The organism is Bacillus cereus group sp. MYBK139-1 (assembly GCF_051916915.1).
GTDB classification, from domain to species: domain Bacteria; phylum Bacillota; class Bacilli; order Bacillales; family Bacillaceae_G; genus Bacillus_A; species Bacillus_A pacificus.
On the sequence record NZ_JBQAHO010000008.1, the window covers coordinates 1 to 18,225 of the forward strand.

The window sequence follows — 18,225 nt, forward strand, 5'->3', positions numbered from 1 at the left end:
TTAAAAACGAGACGATAATCGTCTCAATTTGGTCTCGTTATTAAACAAAATTATTGATATTAAATCCGTTACAGGAGAAAAACGAGACGATTATCGTCTCGAAATTCTAACTAGTGTCCAAAACGAGACGATAATCGTCTCAATTTGGAAAGTCAGCGTTCAAAACGAGACAATAATCGTCTCGAAATGGGTGACAGACTAGAAAAAGAGTTGGGGACTAGAAATAAAATTTAAGGACTAGATATAGAGATGTAACGCCCCGTGTGGAGGCGGTCACTTATTCTCGATGTCGAAGACGGGAGGTGTTTAATGTTGAAGGAAGATGATAAGGAAGTAAATAAAGTAAATAGGAAGAGAAAGTTTGTTAGAATTTATCATGAGTTCATGAACGACAGTTGCTTTGAAAGCCGTGACCATTTTACCTATGCAATGATTAAGGGCGTTCAACAGCAAAGGCTTGGAAGTATATCAATAGTAAGTGTGGAGATACTTCTAAGTATGCTTGGATTCACAATCAACACGAAAAACAAGACGACCATAAGAGAATCACTGCAGAAGCTTGTGGATGAAAAGATATTCGTAGCGTATGAGGACTTCAATTGTACAGTTGAAGTTGAAGAAATTAAAATGTCTAAAACGTACTTCTTTAAAGAGATTGAAGAAAAAGGTCATTTTATGAAGATGTACTATGAGGACTTATATAAGTTTCTAAAGATGGATGATAAAAACAAAATGAAGATTTACACAGTTTACTTCAATATTATATCTCGTCTATATGACATGGATAGTAGTGATAAATACACTCTGCCCAATATAGATGAGATAGAAAGGGAGACTGGTATTAATAAGAAAACAATTACAAAGTACATCAAAACGCTTATGGAAAATGAATTGATTTACTATACGATGTTTAGACTAGCGAAAGATAAGACGAAGAACGTTTATGGAAGATGGGAAAACCGTGATTATGTAGATGGATTTGCAATCACAGGCTCAAACGATTCTTAAAAACAATTTGACTTAATTGGTAACACAGTGATATACTAATTGCAGAAGAACAAGACGGAGGAATATTAAACCATGACTATGACAATGAAGAAACAGTTAAGAGAGATTTTAAGAAAAGCTGAAATCAAGCGTGTAGCAGAGCGTATTTCTAAGAAAGAATTATGTGATGCTTATGGAATTAACTACAACTTCTATATGAACTGTATTAGCGATAGAAATGCACCAAGTAAAAAGATGGCTGATGATTTACTAGACTACCTTAACACACCTACACAAGTTGCATACAACAAAGTGTTTGAATCTCGAAAAGCAGAGAGCGACTTCCATGATTCACTTGAAATAGAAGTAGATGATATTAATGGAATGTTCCCAACGCTTAAAGAGAAAGGTATGTTCAAGCTAAGCGAAGATGAAGAGAATATGCTTATCAAATTCCTAGATGCAAAAGAAACATGGAATAGAAAGTTCAGTAGCATGTTTAAGGTAGAAGAGGAAAACATCGCTGAATTAATTGCCAATGCCAAAGAAAGACTGATGGCTGTAACTGCAGTAGAAGAAGATGGAGACGAGGAAGAGTCAGATAATATCAGAAGAGAAATCTATGAATTAGAAGGACAGGCTCGTGACCTAAAAAGAAGAAGAGAGTTAAACCGTAAGGAATATATAGAAGAGAAAACAAAATAGAGAATGGGGCATAGGGGGTTGCAACCTTCAATTCCCTTCTATTAAACAAAAGTATTGAAATGAAATGTAATTATGTTATAATTAGTTCATAACACAACAAAAAACAACACAATAAGGAGAATGACAGGTGAAATACTTTAACAGTTCAATTGGAGATAAGAAATTAAGCGATTTTCAGAAATATGATGCCTCTATTACGCAGTATAAAGATAGACTAGAATTAGTTGTAGGTGTGCTGAATGATGAAGATGGAAATCTTCATGAATTTCTGACGACATACTTCGCTGAATACTACGATGCAAGTCCAACACAAAAAGGATGGATGGCAGAACAGGATGCGGTGTGTAAGACATTAGAGCTACTTGGTACTTACCTATTAAATGCAAAAGACATTGAGTCAAATCGTAAGGTCGTTTATAGATTTTGGCGTTCTCAAAGAGAGTTCAAGGATTACAAGGAATCTCAAAACGTCAACTTCACTACACTGGAATCAGGGTTAGAAGATGGCGTAGAGGTAATTGATATGTTCTATTCTCCTGATGACACGAACTACAGAGCAGACGATAGTCAGAAGCTTTATGCAAAAGATATTAAAGATATTAAAGAGATTGCTCAGTTACAAGATGGAATAGATATTATGAAGCAAGACTTCTATAGAAAGAAAGTATCAACTAAGATTGAGAAGATGCTTGAAATGGATTTAGATGAGAATGATAGAGCGACTCTAAAACGAATCCATAGAAACGTAGACAACTACATGAATAAATGGATTAGTGACTTATCTGATAACCAAGTATTAATAAAGGAAGCTATTAAAAAACCAATCAGATTCAAAGGAACTAGCGGTGGCGGTCAAGGCAGAAGCGTAACAAACTCTATTGAATTAGATGACGAGAGAGTTGCTAGAACATTGGTTCAATTCTACGAGAAGGCAGAACCGACATCTGATGTTGGTGTTTTAATAGAAGAATTAGATAAGGTGCTTGCTGACATCGATACTCTAGAAGAAGAGGAATTAACTGTTATCAACCTATTTAAACAAGGTCACTCTAGAGAGTATATTGTTAAGGAATTGAACATGAAACAGTATAATATGACTCGCATGCTTAAGAGAATTGGTAAAAAGATATCTAAGCATTACGTAGAGAAAAACAGGGATTTAGAGCTATAGTAAAAACTTTCTTAAAAAAAATTAATAAAAAGGTGCAACTATTGGGAGAGTTAATCGTATATATATTGTAAGGGTATTAAACAAAATTATTGAAACCCCATTTCAATTAACATTAATACTCACAATCTATTCAATCATAATTGAATGCCTCCTTCCCAACCTAACAATTAGACCAAGTCGAGAGATTTGGTCTTCTTTCTATTATGTTCGAAGAGAAGTAAGGGATATGCTTATCATCGCAAGGTGGTAGAGTGGGTTCGACTCCCACCTTCGAACTACTAAAACAAAAACAATAAAACAAACATTTTATTAAATGTGAGAGAGAGAAAGGGAGTATACAAATATTATGTTAACTCAAGAAGTAGTAAAAGGAATTCAAGCAGAACTTAAAGAGACACACGGTGTTGAAGTACCACAAGCAACAGTAAAAGCATTCATGGCTTCATTCGAAACAGTAGTAACTGGCGCATTAAAAGCAGGTGATGGCGTAGCGTTAAAAGGATTCGTTTCTTTTGGCACTAAAGAAGTTGCAGAGCGTACAGCACGTAATCCTCAAACTGGTGAAGAAATCGTAGTTCCTGCACATCGCAAAGCTACTGCTACATTAGCAAAAGGTCTTCGCAAGCTGTAAGACATAAAATCGAAATATAAGACGTAAGGTCACTATCAAGCGAGTCAGATGCAAACATATCGTTTGGCTCGCTTTTATGGTTGCATGGGTATAATGTCAGTTCAACTCTGACAGCAACCTCCTCCTAACTTTGGTTTATTTTATGGTTCGTGAAACAAATATCATGGGTATTGTAAATGCAGATAGAGTGGTTACTATCTGCACCTCCTGTTCCTGTAGCTCAGTTGGTTAGAGCAGTCGCCTGTTAAGCGAAAGGTCGTAGGTTCAAGTCCTACTTGGAACGCCATTATGTTCTGTGAAGGTCAGCGACATTGAAAGGTTCGAGTAATTCCAAAAGGAATAGAAAGGGTCAAGTATTTGTCATGTGGGTTCGACTCCCACCTACAGAACTCCATATTATGGGTTGTTTGAGACCCACCAATTAACTGTATTTACTACATTTTTATGAAAGACCCTCCTACCTCCTTGGCTCAGAGTGCATTCTGAGCCTTTTATATGGTGCTATAGTTCAGTTGGTTAGAATGCTTGCCTGTCACGCAAGAGGTCACGAGTTCAAGTCTCGTTAGCACCGCCAATAACATTGTTGAGAGAGAGTGGGGAAGAGAGAATTATGTTAAAGAAACTATTAATGGTCGTATTTGGTCGATTTGCTCGAAGTCACGCAAAAGAAATTGCAAAGGCTCAAAAGTGGATTGATTCAGCACAGTTACAATTTGCAACTGCAATTGAAGAGGCAGAATTAGCAGAGCAGAAATTTAATGAACTTGCTCAGAAGAAAGAAGAGCAAATCCAAAAGATGATGGATGAATTAAATGAAGCTTCTAAGAAAGCTAGTCAAGCAGAAGTGTTTAAAAACAAAATCAAGCAATTTATCGAAGAATAATATATTAGCCTTGGCTTCCAAGGCATTTTAGAGGGTTACTCAAGTGGTGAAGAGACTAGTCTTGAAAACTAGCAGAGGTGTAAAAGCCTGCGTGGGTTCGAACCCCACACCCTCTGCCATAACATGTAGATGAACTGGAAATTGGAGATTGCCAGTAAAGCAAAGACCGTGGGGTCAATTCCCCACCATCTACTACCAATTCTTCATATCTTGAATGCTAGATAGAAAGTGTTTACCTCTACTGATGCGTTTCTAGAGCGACTTTAAGAGGAGTTTCTTTCTAGTGAGCATTGAAGATATGAATCATGGAGAGATACCCAAGTGGTCAAGGGGACTGTTTGCTAAACAGTTAGCACTATTATTAGTGGCGCAGGTTCGAACCCTGTTCTCTCCTTATCTCAGGCACATAGGCTTATGCCAATGTAGCCAGTGCTTAATTGCACATTTTTGAAATGACATGTCTGAGGGGAATGTTGAATAACGCTCGCCTCTTTATGCAGAGTTAGCTTAGTGGTAAAGCTATTAGGAGCGCTCAATAACAGACTATTAGTCGCAGGTTCGATTCCTGCACTCTGCGCTATCTTGGGGTATTAGTATAGTGGTCATTATTCGTGGCTTCCAACCATGAGACAAGGGTTCGACTCCCTTATGCCCCTTTTACCTACCTTATCGAAAGGTAACTAGATAAGCCTCGCTGTGGAGGCACTACTGATTCGAAGTAGTGAAGAAATAATAGTATGACACAGAGCGTGGGAGAGATGGGTACTCCTGTATGCCACGAGGGGCGTTCCCCTTGTTTGTTGCCTCATATTGTTGTGTTATTTTAGCCGACCATATTCTTGCTGAACTTCGGGAGTCAGCCAGTTGCCGAGCAACGGAAAAATTCGTGATGATGTATTGGCGTAGGGTTTGCGCCACGTTAAATAAATAATGAACCCACCACATGGGCGAGTATGCAAATTGGCGAAGCAAGCAGACTGTAAATCTGTGACGTAAGAGACACTGGGGGTTCGAATCCCTCCTTTCCCACCATTATGGGGTGATTGCACATGAGGTCATTGTGTTAATAATGCCATGGATAAGCTGTCCTAGTTATTAACTCGTAATCGACATTAATATGAAGAAATACTAGTGAGTATTCATTTTTAGTGTATTACAATGAGTCGCAGGTTCGAATCCTGCTCACCCTATCAAATATGTGCTTTAGTTGGTTGAATTCCATCAAGGCGCACCGACAATTAAATATGTAAATGAAGATTGGCTCAGTGAAGCCATTAATGACAGGTCAAGGATGACCAAACTTGGCAGTATAAGCCAAGCTATGACAGGATTGCTACAGTGTACTAGGGTGTGTGGATTACCACAACCACTCCTTTGTTGTGTGTTAGTGTTATTTATGTTGAGATTCGTTATTCTCACGCTCCTTTTGTCGCTAGTGGAGTTTTAAACTCCGCATAGCCTAGTACACTGTAGAACTTGCTTTCGTGAATGAGAGAGAGGGAAATAAAAATGGAACAACAATTACGAGAAAATTTCTTAAAGATACAATCTAAAATTGAAGAAATCTTTGGTAAAGGTGAACTCCATGTAAAGCAAATTTCAGACTTAGAGCGCTATATTAGCATGCAAAGCGATATTGTAAAAGCTATTGCTGTTATGAAAAAGGTGAACTAACTATGAAACAGGCGATTCATGAATTGAGTCACGTTGTCGAAGGTCACTTTCATATTCACGATGAACAAGATATAACAATTGTACTCAATACACGAGACATGCTTGAGTTAATCAAGCTAACTGATGTTGCTCGCTATGATTATGCAAGTATTCGCCATGATGGTGAATATCACATCATATCATCTTGTGTCGTTGGAGATACACGATTATTTGTGGAAGATATTCGTTTAGAAAATGGATGTCTTAAGCATGATGAAACAAACTTATTGTTCTTACCTAGCTACTTGCCACAAGAAATCAAAGAACACTTTGTTAATCAAGGTGAATACGACAAGCTCATAGAGTTTGATGAAAGTTCAAGATTTGAAGATTTAATAACTGAATTTGATAATTAACAACTGCAAGGGAGACGATGTTCTCCCTTATTACTGTTAATTAAGGTGGTGTAACAGGATGTCAAATAAAAAAACCTGTTTGCATTGTGGTAAAGACTGGGCATTGTCTAGTTTCTACTCGCACAGAAACCCTTTAATTAATGAACAATTTGGCTTTTGTAAGAAGTGTGTTCAAGGAAACGTTAATTTAAACGATATGGATACATTGATGGACTTCCTTAGAACCATGGATATTCCTTACTTAAAGGATTTTTGGAAGCAAGCAAACGATGCCAAGACAGAAACGATTGGCACATATTTTAAGAATCTATCTCTTAAACAAAATAGAGACCTACGATTCAAAGATAGTGATGATATCACAGCAAAGACCAACCGAGCTGAGTTGGCAGAAATCGACTACGATGACTTTGAAATCACAAATGATATCATTCGTAGATGGGGTAGAAACCTCGAAGTCGATGATTATATCTTCCTAGAAGAAGAGTTTCGTAATCTAGGAGGAGACAAGGCTGAAACAACAATCCAAGAGCGATTGTTTAAGAATATGGCTAGAACACAATGGATGGCTGAGAAAGCCTCAGATGATGGAGACCATGCAAAGTATGAGAAGATGATGAAAACACTCTCTACGCAGATGCAGGATGCCAACGTCAAGCCAGTTCAAGTTAAGTCAGCTAGTGAAGATGGTGGATTAGCATCTTGGGGTGAATGGGTTAAGAAAATTGAAGAGACAGAGCCAGTTACTGAAACAACTGGAGAATTCGAGCCTAAGTACATCAAAGATTATGTTGAACGTTGGTTCATTACACAGATGAAGCGTGTCTTTGGAAAGATTAAAGATGAAGATATCGTGAAGATGGATGGCGAAGAATAATGGCTGTCAAAAGAAAGAGTTCTCATCCTAACCCAAATAAGACAAGAGAAGGGTTCAAGAAATGGACAGCCTTCTATAGAGATAATCCACATCGATTTGCAAAAGAGTATTTAGGTGTTAACTTGTTCCTTTATCAGATTTTACTGCTGTGGGCTATGAATAAATATTCATTTTTCATGTATATCGCCGCACGAGGACAAGGGAAATCTTACATTATCGCAGTCTACTGCGTTATTAGAGCTATACTCTTTCCATCTAGTAATATCGTTCTATCAAGTGGAACGAAAGGACAAGCCAGATTAATAATCACTGAGAAAATATTCGCTCTCAAAAACAACTCAAAGAACGTTGAACGAGAGATTAAAGAATTTAAGACAAGTGCAAATGAATGCTACGTTGTCTTTAGGAATGGCTCTAAAATTACAGCCGTAACGTCAGGGGACTCAGCCCGAGGTTATCGTGCGAATATTCTGATAGTTGATGAGTTCCGACTAATCACGAAAGAAACGATTGATACAATCCTTCGTCCATTCCTTAACGTTAATAGAACTCCACCATATCTATCAAACCCAAAATATAAGCATCTATCAGAGGAAAATAAAGAGATTTATATTTCCTCAGCTTGGTATAAAAATCATTGGATATGGGACTCTTTCAAGTCTTACTTAAATAGCATGGTAGCAGGAAAAGACTATTTTGTCGCAGTACTCCCATGGCAACTCTCTGTGTTTCATAATCTACTATCTCGAAAACGTGTCGAGCAACAGAGAACAGAAGAAGACTTTGACCAAATGTCTTGGGACATGGAATATGAGGCTTTATTCGTTGGTGAAAACGAAAATGCCTACTTTAAATTAGATGATGTTCAGAAGTGTAGAACACTTCCAAAAGCATTCTATCCTCCTACGAACAGAGAATTCGTAGAAAACAAGGATAGAAGAAAGAAGCTTAGCAATATGCCTAAGCAAGCAGGGGAACTACGCATAGTTTCCATGGATATCGCCTTAATGGGTTCTAGTAAAGCTGTTAAAAACGATACAACAGCATTTACTCTTATTCGTTTATTACCCGATGGCGCAGAGTATAGAAGAGATGTTGTTTATATGGAGTCCTTGCAGGGTGGAAACGCTGAACTGCAAGCTATTAGACTGAAACAACTATACTATGATTTTGAAGGCGACTATGTCGCTATGGATACCAATGGTAATGGTATTTCGGTGTTTGATTCATGCACAAAAATACTCTACGACAAAGCTAGAGACGTTGAATATGAGGCATGGACAGTTATTAATGATGAGATGATGGATGAACGAAAGATTGATAAAAATGCAATCCCAATCATCTACTCTATCAAAGGTAACGCAGAGTTGAACCATAAGGTTGCAACAGGATTAAGAAGCGCATTCGAGAAAAAGAAAATTCGCTTATTAATGAACGATATTGAAGCTAAAGATGACTTAATTGAGAGCCAAGGCTACCTTAAGAAAACTGAGGAAGAGAAGGTTTATCTATTAAAACCTTTCGTACAAGCAACGGCACTGCAAAACGAGTTAGTAAACTTAGTTTATAGAATTCAAAGTGGATATATCAAGATAGAAGAAGTAGGAACTACTACAAAAGATAGATATTCATCTATTGGATATGGTAACTATGTTGCTACTTTACTAGAGCAAGATATTCTTCGTGCGAACATGAAGAATAACGAAATGCTCAACTATTGCTTATTCTAAGGTGGTGAGACAGAACAGTGACAACGAATAAAACAACTACTAAAAAGAAGAATCGTCATCGAAGTCGAAATAACAATGGTAATCAGAATTTCTCATATGAACGATTCGCTTCAACTTCTGCTAGTGTCAATGGGACAAACAGTAGTGCTTCAAAAGGGATTAGTGAGGCTAGGTTAAAACAAATGCTTCAAGACCCTGCGAAGAACTCAACAGCCATTGCAGGACTATCTAAAGGAATGAAGCAGATTAATGGTATGTATAAAGGCATTATTCGCTATATGAGCGCTATGATGACTTTCGACCATGTACTGTATCCAGTCATGGAAGACCCATTAAGTTTTGCAGAAGACCCAAAGGAAATGCAATTAGCATTTGCTCAAACTGCGATATTCTTACATCGTTTGAATATTAAGTTCAACTTACCAATGTTTACAGAAAAGATTTTGGTTAACGGTGCTATCTTCTTATATAAGTTAGAAGATTCCAAGAGTGTCGCTTATATGGAGTTCCCACTTAACTTATGTAGAATCTCCTTCATGGATGAAAACGTGTATCGATATCAAATGGATATTAGTAAATTAACAGAAGCGACAATGCTACTGTATCCAAAAGAGATTCAGAATGCTTATACAAGCTTGAAAAATGGTCAAACAGAAAAGCTTGTAGAGGGGAAATGGTATCAATTATCTGACAAGGGTGTGGCGTTTACATTAGATGTGGATGCAATGACCCAAGGAGGATTATCTGTCCCACCATTGGCGAGTGCATTAATTGATGTTATCAAGATTGAGAATGCGAAAGACTCAATGGAGACAACTGCAAATCTTGACAATACAAAAATCGTTCACTCTAAGATTGAGACTGACGATAAAGGAAGACCTTTAATGGAGCTTCCAGTTGTTATGGAATATCATAACGCATTAAAACGAAATCTTCCTGAGGGTAGCGTAGCAATTACAAACCCATTTGAAACAAAGGGGATTACGTTAAATGGAACTGGTAAAGATGGTAAATTCTCTTTATTAGAAAAGACAATTGAGAACTTGTACGATGATGCAGGTGTATCAAAGATGCTTTTCGCAGGCGATGGAGCAAGTTCACAGGCGTTAGAGCGTTCTATTCAAGTAGATGCTCAATACTTATATAGCTTTTTGCTACCTATGTTTGCAAACTACTATAACTATGAATTGAAGAAGGCTAGTAAAAAAGGAACTTCTTGGATTGTTAAATTCCTTGCAACTTCTTGGTTTGGTAAAGATGAAGCGATTAAAACAGCGAAAGACCAGTTGACATTCGGTGGCTCTCGATTAGAGTATCTTGCCCATACAGGCATGACTCCGATTGAAGTAGCTAATATGCTTATCTTCGAACAACGTGTTCTTTCTATTGACGATTACATGATTGCAAAACAAACTTCTAATACGTTGAGTGGAAATCCCCAAGAAGGAAAAGATGGGGAAGTAGGAAGACCCGAAGCTGAAAACCCTACTGACACTACAGTTCGAATTAAAGATTCTCAGTAGTGAAGGGAGGTGAAATAGGTTGGATAAACACAGTCTACCTATAGAATTTGAGCAAGTAATGAATGTGTTGGATGACAGATTTATGAAAGTAAAAATTTGGATTGCTCATACAGGAGAGAATCGAAACAATTCGATATTCTCTAAAGAAGTCCTTGAGGCGATGATTCCTTCACTGGCTAATGTTCCAATTCTTGGATATATTGCAGTAGATGAAGATAATCAAGCTGACTTTAAAGGTCATGAAGAATCTTTAGTAATTGAAGACAAGAAATTAAAGCTTAAGTATTTGGGACGTGCCTACGGCGTGATTCCTACAGAAAACAATGCTCGCTTTGAAACTAGATATGGAAGCGATGGGGTTGAACGTGAATATCTTGTTTGCGATGGAATAGTATGGCGAAAATTCCCTGAGGTTGAAGAGATTTTTGACCGAGACGGTGGCTTTAAATGGCAATCGATGGAATTACAGAACTCTAGCGTAAAAGGATATATTAATGATAATGGCGTTTTTGTATTCACAGAAGCCAAGTTTGAGGGTGCTTGCATCCTAGGTGAACATGTTACCCCTGCTATGGTATCTAGTACAATCGAGAAATTCTCTGTTAATACTATAAAACAAGAGTTAGGCGAGATGCTAACAGAATTTAACGCATACTTCTCTAACATCACAGTGAAAGGAGACGATATAGTGAAAGACAATATTACTCAAACTCAAAGCACTGAGAACCCTGAAAACACAGCGTTCACAGAAGAAAATCCTGTTATCGAAAACCCTGTTGTAGAAGATGTAACTCCTGCGACTGGCGAAGATAATACAGAATTTGCTAAGAAGGATAAGAAAAAAGAAGAAGATGACAAGGATGCAAAGACTGCTGACGCTTCTAAAACTGACACTTCTAAGGAAGACCCTAAAGAAGACCCTGCTAAGAATGAAGATGAAGAGGATGAAAAGGATAAGAAAAAACCTAAGAAATTCTCTGTAATGTTCGAGTTATCTCACGATGACATTCGCAGTGGAATCTATCAAGCTTTAAGAAATCATGATTCATTCAAAGATTCATGGACGTGGGTTTCAAAAGTGTATGATAATCACGCAATCATTGAGAGTGAAGATGAAGGGAAATTCTATAAAATCAACTATGTGAAGCATGAGAATGCTGTGTCACTAGGAGAATTTGAAGAGTTATTCCCAATGTTCTTAACTCAAAGTGAAAAGTCTGTAGTTGACTCTACTCGCAACAACTTCGAAGCATTAGAGCAAGAAGCTAAAGAGTTACGAGAGTTTAAAGCAGGCGTTGAGTTAGCTGAAAAAGAACAAAAACTTTCTCAGTACTCTGCTACTCTAGCAAAAGAAGACTTTGATACTATCAAAGCAAATCTTTCAAACTTCTCTATGGAAGAAATGGAAAAAGAAATTGGTTTCGTTCTTCTTAAGAAAAATCACTTCTCTGCGAATACGCAAGAAGATTCAACTCAAGCACGAGTTGGCGTAATTAACGCTGTGGATGCGAACCCATATGGTTCAGCTTCTATATATTTCTCAAAATAATTAATTAACCGAAAGGGTGTATTTACTGATGGCATACGTTATCTTAGACAAAATTGGCAAAGACCAACACATCGAATCAATCGTTGCTACAACTGACCTTGTAAATGGTCAATGGGTAGCATTAGGTGCTTTACAAGCAGATGGAGAGGCTCGCATGGCTACTCCAAGTGGAGACCAAGAAAAAGAGTTAGTTCTTCATGTTTCAAACGGTTTAGTATATGGAGACCGTGAAAACGAATTGGACTACAAGCTAAAAGCAGGAAAAGTTGGACGTGGTTATGTAGTTCGTACTGGTAATACAGTTTCAATTACATTTGACGGAGTAACTGGGACTCCTGTAGTGGGTGCGAAAGTTAACCCATCTGCAACTGGTTTCGACATCGTTGATGGTTCTGAAACTGTAGGTAAAATCCATGGCGAAATCATCGCTATCGATATTGATGCAATTGCAGGTAAAATGGCTGTAATTCGTATCTCTGCTTAATCTTTAAAAAAAACAAATAAAACAAAATTATTGAAATGATTTGCAGAGTGTGAAACTCACTCTGCAATATTCATTCTAACTATGGAAGGTGAACTTTAGTGAAAACACAAATGACAGACTTACAACGTCTTGCTTTAGACGTATATAATGGTAAACCAGTAATGTTCAATGAAGTTAAAGGCGAGGACGCAATTCGTAACGCAATTAACGTAGCATGCGGAGGAACATTTAACTATAAGAATTTCCGTGCAAACAAATATGATGTATTCTCAATTATTGAAGAGGTTTTAGATGTTACTCTTGGAGTAGTAATCACTAACCAATTTGATAGTTTAGCAGAAGTTAAGAACGTAGCAATTGGAGAGCGTCCTGCATTCCGTGTAGAAGATAACTCATTATTCCGCATCGCTCGTATCGCAGGTGGAACGAATGACTTACGCCGTCAAAAAATCCTTAACAGACGCTTCGAAGTTGAAACTGATTACTTCGGTGCTAAAATCTATGCTGAACTTGAGCAGTTCCAAGCAGGAATGGTAGACTTCACTGGATGGGTTAACCGTTTATCTCTATCATTCGCTCATGACTTAGGAACTCAAATCTATAAAGCTATCGCTAACTCTTACAGCGCTTTAAACAGCACTTACGGTGTAACTGGTACTTACAACGAAGATGAGTTATTCGAAATGATTGAGCATGTAGAAGCTAAGTCTGGTAAAAAAGCTGTTGTTATGGGTACTCGTAAAGCACTTCGTAAAGTATCTAAAGCAATCAATGGCTCTGACAGCATCAAAGACCAAATTAACCGTGTAGGTTACGTTGGTGAAGTTGGTGGAACTAGCTTAATGTTACTTCCTCAAGCGCATAAAATCGGTACTGACGAGTTCTTCGTTGACGACAACATGCTACTTGTTGTTCCTTCAAACGAGAAGCTTGTAAAAGTTGTAGTAGAAGGCGAAGCTACTATGATTGAAACTGCTGACGCAGGAGAGCGTAACGACCAACAAATGGAATACCAAATCCAAAAGAAAATGGGCGTAGGTGTAATGCAATCTGCAATCTACGGTATCTACAAACTTAGCTAATCTTTTTAAACAAAAGTATTGAAATTTTGTAGAGCTTTTGGTATAATCTATAATACAGAGTGGGGAAGGGGAAACTCTCCCCTCGCTGTATTATTAAACAAAATTATTGAAATGTGGGAGAGTGGAGTTGTACGATGGAGAAACAACGAAATAACAATAACTACAATCGAAATCGAAATAATAATAGTCGATACAATAACAATGATAATCGCAATAACCGCAATGACCGTGGAAATCGCAACGAGCGTAACGAACGCAATGAGCAACCTAAACGTCCTCAACGTAAACGAAGAGTAAATGTTGATAGAAACATTGAGGTTATCGTAGTGAGCAACGTGGTTGGTAGCAAGTTCTTCTATGAAAATCCTCGTATGTCTCAAAACATCGATTTAGCGAAAATTGGTGATGAAGAGTACATTACTGTTGGTGATTTAAGAACAATGCTGAATTCGAATCGTAAGATTTTAGAAGGATTCCAGTTACTGATTACAGATGTTGTAGATAACGAAGTTACACTTGAAGATGTTCTAATCTATCTTGGCTTAGACAGAAAGTATGAGGAATACTATGACTTAGCAAACAAGCAAAATGGTGAACTAGCAGAAGTAACTGATATTAAAGACTTCATATTAAATGCACCAATTAATGCTTTTCAGAAAACGATGGAGAAGATTGATAGCAAGTTACGCACACGAGTTATCGAAATGGCTGTAATATTATTCAAGCTAAAAGAGTTTGGTGATTACAACAAAATGCGAATCATTGAAAGCTACGTTAACGATGAGCTATTTGCTGATGCAAATGAAACAGAAGTTGACGAAGACATCTACATTTAAGGGGAGGTGTTGCATATGGCAACATCTTTTACCTCTATTTATCAGAAGTTTCTAGGTATGGTTGATGACTATGAACTGGGACTTGTAACTGATGAAGAGTTAAGTGAGGTACTATTTGGTTATCTAGACCAAGCTAGAAGTCTTTACTTCCCTCAGTGCAAAAAGGACTTAAACAAGATTACTGAAAATCTTGGATTAGGTGAATTTGAAGAAGACTTAACGTCACAAGAAGAATTCATATTAGCGATGTGTATGAAGAAGGCTTGGCTTTCTCCTAAACTAAATAACGCTGATTTGATGAGAAAAGCCATTGGTGATAGAGATTTCAAGGCGCAACAGGGTACTAACTATCTTAGAGAACTATCTAAGCTTGATGCCAAAATCGAAGATGAGATTCGTAGATATGTAGTTAATTATACCTATAATAACTTCTCGTTAGAGGGGTGGTAGTCTTGTCATTTTCTTCTACATTCAGAACACGAATGAATGCCAAAGGTGGCACTAATTATGACAGAGTATTCAAGGGCGCTGTACGAGACTTTGAGATATGGTTCAATAGTCACGTAGGAAGAGAGACTATATTAGTTGATGGAATTGAGCAATATGCTGTCTTTCAAGACCAAAACCAAAACAACAACAAGGACCTATCTGATGATAAGTACATGATTGTAAAAAATGACAGCCATGCACAAGTTGGTTCGTATGTAAATTTGAGAGGTAACATTTGGATGATATTCTCTGATGAGCATAAGACAATACCAACTCATAAGCAGTTAAAAGTGAAAGAAGCCAATCATGTTATCAAGTGGATGATTGGAGACAAGATTTGTGGAAATGGACATGGATATGATGCCTACGTTCAAAACCAAACGCTGTATACTCTAGGGGTTAGCACAAGTGGTCAAAATGCTTGGATTGTAAACGGTAAGATGATGATGTATATGCAGGATAATGCAGAGACAAGAGCAATTAAAATTGGTCAACGTATCTTCATTGGTGGAGCAGTATATCAAGTGTTCTTTAAAGACCCTGTGTCTCGAAAAGGATTAATCAACTATTTATTAGAACAGGATATGTTCGCAGTAGATAGAGATAACGCAGAACTTGGTATTGCTGATTATTACCCTGCTAAAAAGCCTGACCCGACTGAACCTCCTGTGAATCCTACAGAGGTTGTCATTACTGGTGCTGATAAAGCTAAGGTAGGCTCTCTTGTTAAGTATGTGGCGAGTGAAGATATTGTTGAATGGACAGTATCTGACACAGAGGCAGTAGCCAAGGTTGTTGAACAAGATAGTAGAAATATATCGATTCGAATCGAATCTAACTTCCAAAAGGTTGGTTCTATTATTACTATCGTTGGAAAAACAGCTAGTGGTTCAATTGGCTCTAAAACTGTGAAAATTGTAAGTCCATATTAAGAGAGGGTGAGATGGTTGACAAAGCAAATTAAACGTGGAAAATCCGCAATGGAAAAACTTGGAGAATATAAGATGGAAATCTTAAATCGATGTTTAAGTTCTCAAACATTAGCAAAACTTTTGAAGTATGATTCAGAAGATGCTTTGGATAAGCCTGACATCGAAATGGAAGATACCTTCTCTTTAATGCATACGAGGGTATTTCCATACAGATTTGTGCCTAATACTATTGATGAACAAGGTACATTTCTTACATTGGGAGTAAATGGATTTAGACGATATCAAGAAGGCTTCCAAGTCTTTGATGATTATCAAGCAGGAGAGATTTACTTCTATTTCTTCACTCATGTAGACATTATGAGAACTGACCATGGAGTCCGTCAAGATTTGATGCTTGCTGAGATTAGCAAGCTATTTGATGGAACGAAGGGCATTGGAATGGGTGAATTAAAGCTTCGTTACTTGAATGAACTTTGGATACACAATAATAAATTTGGTGGCTATGCAGTCTCCTTCACTGTTACAGACTTCAAGTAAGTTTGAGAGAGGGTGAGAATGTGATAGATAGACTAAAGCTATTAATGGGTAGACAAATTGAAGTAAGTAAGGAAAATGGTATCTTTGCCCATCAGCCACGAGTAAATGAAATAGTTGATATGGGCGAAGATGAATTTAACAATCTAATCCTACCTTTCACTATTACCACTGAAACAGTGTTCAATGGTATGGAAGGTGAAGAAGAGTTAGCAGAGAGATTTCATATATTCGACTTGTTCTTCTTGGAATTAGAGGAAGGTAAGACAGTTCTAGATGCAGTATTTGGTTGGAGAAAATCAACTGATGTGCTAAGTGATTCATTGAGATACTTTCTAAAGGTTGACGATATCAACGTTCTAGAAAATCGAAAGAAAATCATAGTTAATAACGCCTATATAATTGACAACGATGAGTTTGATAGAATCAAACAAATCATTCAGTCGATTGTAAATCGTGAAGATATCAAAGTGGAAAAAGCACCAAAGAATATGACGCAAAGGCAAAAAGAGATTTGGAAGAAGTTGCAAAAAGGTAGAAAAAGAACTGCCGAGAAATCAGCTCTCTATCTCCAAGATATTGTTAACTATACAGCATTTGGTGGAACAACATTTATACCATTAGAACAAATTGATAAGATGACTTATTACCAACTATACAACGCATATTCAAGTGTTATTGGTAAGGATTCATTCAATATCAGCATGGGCTACAAACTCAGTGAGAAGTTTGATATGAAAGATGCTATCAAGCACTGGACTGAGTCTATGAAAATCGGAAAATAGAGGCTAATAGCCTTTATATATAATTCAATACTTAAACAAAAGTATTGAAAAATAAACAATAAGAGGTGTATGTCACGATGGCATTATATGGAATTAAGGACTGTGCAAATATCACATTATTTGACAAAGCTACTGGTGCGCCAGTATTATTCTCAGATTACGCAAACGTTTCTACAAACGAATGGCAAGCAGAGCGTACTTACGCTACTTCAAAAGGTACTCGTGCAATTGCATGGGACTACGATAAACAGGGTACATTAGCTGTTGAGATGGAAGTCTTCGACCTTAAGTGGATTGCTTTAGTTGCAGGAAGCGAGTTTAAAACTGGCGAATCAAAAATCGCTAAACGTGAAGTTGTTAAAGTTGGTGCTTCTAAGAAAGTTACTTTAGCAGGCGTTCCAACAGCAGGTTCTGTACAAGTTGTTCCTGTTGGATTAGATGAAATTGAACACATTGGTGAGCCATTAACAGAGGCAACTGGAAGTGAAGCTCCAACTGGTGGTCAATTCAAAGTTACTGCAGGTGAAATCACTTTCGCTACTGATGCAGTAGAAGGAACTGCTTATGCAGTATACTACCTAGTATTAGACTCTCAAGCTAAAACTATGGTAATCTCTTCTGATAAATTCCCTAAAGCTTTCCGTGTAGTTGCAGATGCACTTATCCGTGAGAAAGAAACTGGGAAAGATGAATTTGTGCAAATCGAGTACCCAAATGCTCGTCCACAATCAAAATTCACTATCACAATGAGTACAAAAGAACCAACTAACTTACAGATTACTTTCGACCTGTTCCCTAACAAAGAGAAAGCAATGGCTGAGTACAAAATCATCGGTGAGTAATCACTGATTAAGAGGGTCTCGAAAGAGACCTTCTTGTATTAAAATAAGGGGGCAAATTAGTTTACAAGTTTACTATAGATTTGTAGGTTAGTTTGCCCCCTTATTTTTGTATATTCAAC

19 protein-coding genes and 7 tRNA genes are annotated in these 18,225 nt (G+C 37.4%); all 26 read left to right on the top strand.

The window, feature by feature from the left end; translation table 11 throughout:
• Window positions 1-309: 309 nt before the first annotated feature.
• The 26 genes from ACTFRS_RS25470 to ACTFRS_RS25595 all read left to right on the top strand — a co-directional run bounded on the left by ACTFRS_RS25470 (window position 310) and on the right by ACTFRS_RS25595 (window position 18,106).
• Window positions 310-1,008 carry a hypothetical protein gene (locus tag ACTFRS_RS25470; RefSeq protein WP_440025632.1) on the top strand — a complete coding sequence of 233 codons (699 nt, stop codon included), beginning with the start codon at window positions 310-312 and terminating at the stop codon, window positions 1,006-1,008.
• Window positions 1,009-1,080: 72 nt separating this feature from the next.
• On the top strand, window positions 1,081-1,692 hold the full coding sequence (locus ACTFRS_RS25475) for a hypothetical protein (RefSeq protein WP_440025630.1): 612 nt from the start codon (window positions 1,081-1,083) through the stop codon (window positions 1,690-1,692).
• 127 nt (window positions 1,693-1,819) lie between these two features.
• The gene (locus tag ACTFRS_RS25480; RefSeq protein ID WP_440025628.1) at window positions 1,820-2,863 is read left to right on the top strand and encodes a hypothetical protein; all 1,044 of its coding nucleotides are present in this window, start codon (window positions 1,820-1,822) and stop codon (window positions 2,861-2,863) included.
• A gap of 346 nt (window positions 2,864-3,209) precedes the next feature.
• Complete coding sequence (locus tag ACTFRS_RS25485; protein ID WP_095209824.1) at window positions 3,210-3,494, top strand: HU family DNA-binding protein; 285 nt, start codon at window positions 3,210-3,212, stop codon at window positions 3,492-3,494.
• Between the two features lie 209 nt (window positions 3,495-3,703).
• Window positions 3,704-3,780 (top strand) — tRNA-Asn (locus tag ACTFRS_RS25490).
• 211 nt (window positions 3,781-3,991) lie between these two features.
• A tRNA-Asp gene (locus ACTFRS_RS25495) sits at window positions 3,992-4,068 on the top strand.
• A 36-nt stretch (window positions 4,069-4,104) separates the two neighbouring features.
• Window positions 4,105-4,377: a hypothetical protein gene (locus ACTFRS_RS25500; protein WP_440025627.1), complete on the top strand. Its 273-nt coding sequence runs from the start codon at window positions 4,105-4,107 to the stop codon at window positions 4,375-4,377.
• Window positions 4,378-4,406: 29 nt separating this feature from the next.
• A tRNA-Ser gene (locus tag ACTFRS_RS25505) sits at window positions 4,407-4,496 on the top strand.
• Window positions 4,497-4,684: 188 nt separating this feature from the next.
• Window positions 4,685-4,771 (top strand) — tRNA-Ser (locus tag ACTFRS_RS25510).
• A gap of 102 nt (window positions 4,772-4,873) precedes the next feature.
• Window positions 4,874-4,954 (top strand) — tRNA-Tyr (locus ACTFRS_RS25515).
• Window positions 4,955-4,961: 7 nt separating this feature from the next.
• Window positions 4,962-5,033: transfer RNA gene (locus ACTFRS_RS25520), tRNA-Gly, on the top strand.
• 289 nt (window positions 5,034-5,322) lie between these two features.
• Window positions 5,323-5,409 (top strand) — tRNA-Tyr (locus ACTFRS_RS25525).
• 477 nt (window positions 5,410-5,886) lie between these two features.
• Window positions 5,887-6,051, top strand: a complete 165-nt coding sequence (locus tag ACTFRS_RS25530; protein WP_157669215.1) for a hypothetical protein — start codon at window positions 5,887-5,889, stop codon at window positions 6,049-6,051.
• A 2-nt stretch (window positions 6,052-6,053) separates the two neighbouring features.
• A complete protein-coding gene (locus ACTFRS_RS25535) occupies window positions 6,054-6,446 on the top strand; it encodes a hypothetical protein (protein ID WP_048559094.1) in 393 nt (130 codons plus the stop codon).
• A 58-nt stretch (window positions 6,447-6,504) separates the two neighbouring features.
• Window positions 6,505-7,320, top strand: a complete 816-nt coding sequence (locus ACTFRS_RS25540) for a hypothetical protein (protein WP_048559093.1) — start codon at window positions 6,505-6,507, stop codon at window positions 7,318-7,320.
• Window positions 7,320-9,050 carry a terminase large subunit domain-containing protein gene (locus tag ACTFRS_RS25545; RefSeq protein WP_440025624.1) on the top strand — a complete coding sequence of 577 codons (1,731 nt, stop codon included), beginning with the start codon at window positions 7,320-7,322 and terminating at the stop codon, window positions 9,048-9,050. Before ACTFRS_RS25540 ends, ACTFRS_RS25545 begins: the two co-directional genes overlap by 1 nt.
• Window positions 9,051-9,067: 17 nt before the next feature.
• Window positions 9,068-10,573, top strand: a complete 1,506-nt coding sequence (locus ACTFRS_RS25550) for a hypothetical protein (protein ID WP_250670573.1) — start codon at window positions 9,068-9,070, stop codon at window positions 10,571-10,573.
• Window positions 10,574-10,592: 19 nt separating this feature from the next.
• Window positions 10,593-12,122: a hypothetical protein gene (locus ACTFRS_RS25555; protein ID WP_440025622.1), complete on the top strand. Its 1,530-nt coding sequence runs from the start codon at window positions 10,593-10,595 to the stop codon at window positions 12,120-12,122.
• A gap of 28 nt (window positions 12,123-12,150) precedes the next feature.
• Window positions 12,151-12,606, top strand: a complete 456-nt coding sequence (locus ACTFRS_RS25560; RefSeq protein ID WP_250670577.1) for a hypothetical protein — start codon at window positions 12,151-12,153, stop codon at window positions 12,604-12,606.
• Window positions 12,607-12,704: 98 nt separating this feature from the next.
• Window positions 12,705-13,688 (top strand): hypothetical protein, encoded by a 984-nt coding sequence (locus ACTFRS_RS25565; RefSeq protein WP_250670580.1) that lies wholly within the window; start codon window positions 12,705-12,707, stop codon window positions 13,686-13,688.
• Between the two features lie 134 nt (window positions 13,689-13,822).
• Window positions 13,823-14,524, top strand: coding sequence for a hypothetical protein (locus ACTFRS_RS25570; RefSeq protein ID WP_440025619.1), 702 nt, complete (start codon window positions 13,823-13,825; stop codon window positions 14,522-14,524).
• A gap of 15 nt (window positions 14,525-14,539) precedes the next feature.
• Entirely contained in the window at window positions 14,540-14,974 is a 435-nt protein-coding gene (locus tag ACTFRS_RS25575; RefSeq protein WP_319611502.1) for a hypothetical protein, read from the top strand.
• A gap of 2 nt (window positions 14,975-14,976) precedes the next feature.
• Window positions 14,977-15,945, top strand: a complete 969-nt coding sequence (locus tag ACTFRS_RS25580; RefSeq protein WP_440025617.1) for a hypothetical protein — start codon at window positions 14,977-14,979, stop codon at window positions 15,943-15,945.
• Between the two features lie 15 nt (window positions 15,946-15,960).
• Complete coding sequence (locus ACTFRS_RS25585) at window positions 15,961-16,482, top strand: hypothetical protein (protein ID WP_250670585.1); 522 nt, start codon at window positions 15,961-15,963, stop codon at window positions 16,480-16,482.
• A gap of 20 nt (window positions 16,483-16,502) precedes the next feature.
• Window positions 16,503-17,264 (top strand): AMP-binding protein, encoded by a 762-nt coding sequence (locus tag ACTFRS_RS25590; RefSeq protein ID WP_319611505.1) that lies wholly within the window; start codon window positions 16,503-16,505, stop codon window positions 17,262-17,264.
• A 77-nt stretch (window positions 17,265-17,341) separates the two neighbouring features.
• A complete protein-coding gene (locus ACTFRS_RS25595; RefSeq protein ID WP_250670589.1) occupies window positions 17,342-18,106 on the top strand; it encodes a hypothetical protein in 765 nt (254 codons plus the stop codon).
• Window positions 18,107-18,225 lie beyond the last annotated feature (119 nt).